This window comes from Kitasatospora sp. UYEF31 (assembly GCF_057291755.1).
Genome location: NZ_JBXAWK010000156.1, coordinates 1 through 1,300 on the forward strand (window position 1 = coordinate 1; position 1,300 = coordinate 1,300).

General features: G+C 58.2%; 2 protein-coding genes. Both read right to left on the reverse strand.

Going from position 1 to position 1,300, the window contains the following annotated elements; translation table 11 throughout:
- Positions 1-187 precede the first annotated feature (187 nt).
- A complete protein-coding gene (locus tag AC0Z36_RS29680) occupies positions 188-814 on the reverse strand; it encodes a hypothetical protein (protein ID WP_485466184.1) in 627 nt (208 codons plus the stop codon).
- A 6-nt stretch (positions 815-820) separates the two neighbouring features.
- The coding region (locus tag AC0Z36_RS29685; protein WP_485466185.1) for a hypothetical protein at positions 821-1,300 on the reverse strand (480 nt) is incomplete at its 5' end.

The following is a 1,300-nucleotide window of genomic DNA, read 5'->3' on the forward strand; positions in this document are numbered from 1 at the left end:
CGTCCCGCACCCCGACCAGCCGCTGACCACCGGTCACCGGCCGTCACCCCATGCCCGGAACCGTCACACGACGTGAACCCGCTGAATGTTTACGCCATGAGGCCCTCCCTGGAACCATTCCAGGGAGGGCCTCATGGCGTCATGCATACTTGTTTTCTAACGCGGATTCTTCAGTTCAGCGCACCCGTCAGAGTTCCCAGTTGCTAAGTGCGGCAAACTCTTCGATAGAGGGAACCAGCCGCACAGCAAATGCGTTGGCTGACGCCTGAACTTGGGTCACCACTGGACGGGTAGCCGCAGAACCCCCGGCCCCCTGAGCCAAAAGGGCAAGAACTTCGCGCTCGGCGTCAATTTCCTTTTGTACTAGCAATCCTGGAGGAGGTGGCCTTTCTCCGTATTTCACAATTACAGGCCCCTCCCCCGCGAACTTGAAATCGAGCATGGAGAGTAGCGACCTGACGGTGTTCACGGACATCTCCACCTTCGCGACCGAAGGTCTCAATGAAACCGCAAGCGCATTTCCCACCAATCCCACTGCCTGAGTCACATAGAACTCCGGACGAGAGGAATCATCCTCACCATCCTGAGATTCCATCTCCAGTTCATCGAGTGCCTCAGCGCACTCGTCCTGCACCGACTCGCCAGCAGCTGCCGCCCAAGCAAGCCCAAGCGAGGCATCGACCCAGGTCAGGTACTCCGAGGGCCCTAGGGCTCGACAGAAGGCGGCTCCCCGCTCTGCGGCTGCGGTACAGATCAGCATCAGCTCAGAGTCTGAAGCATTCGAAATTTCCTGAAGTTCCGACGGAATCTCCATGTCCCTCTAGCCTCCAGTAGCCCAGAAGAATGTGAATGGGGAGTTCTGTGCAGCGTGACCGCGGATCCCTGCGCCGCCCAACGTTACCCCACGAACGTTCAGCATGGGCGAACAGATGGCAACGCAGAAGTTTCGGGATGCTGCGCCGAACACGGCATGCTCATTCGGTCCCAAGCTGTTAAGGATCCCTTCTTCTGCATGCCCGGCGGCCTGTACGAATTCCTCTCCCGATCGAAGCGCCCATCCGGAAGGCATTGCGCCGCCTCCATTGATTCCGATGCGAGTAGAGAACGCCTTCGTTTGAGAGTTGAAGACACCAATTACTGCCGTAGTGCCCTTCACATCTGCCATGAAGTAATCATTGCGGGACGCCTGCAACTCTTCCGCGCGGTTGAGAGCGAGCATTGCATCGTCTTCAGTTGCAACTCCAGGACCACAATTGTGAACCAGGACCGGGGTGTCCCCCGCCAGCACATAGTACGTGTG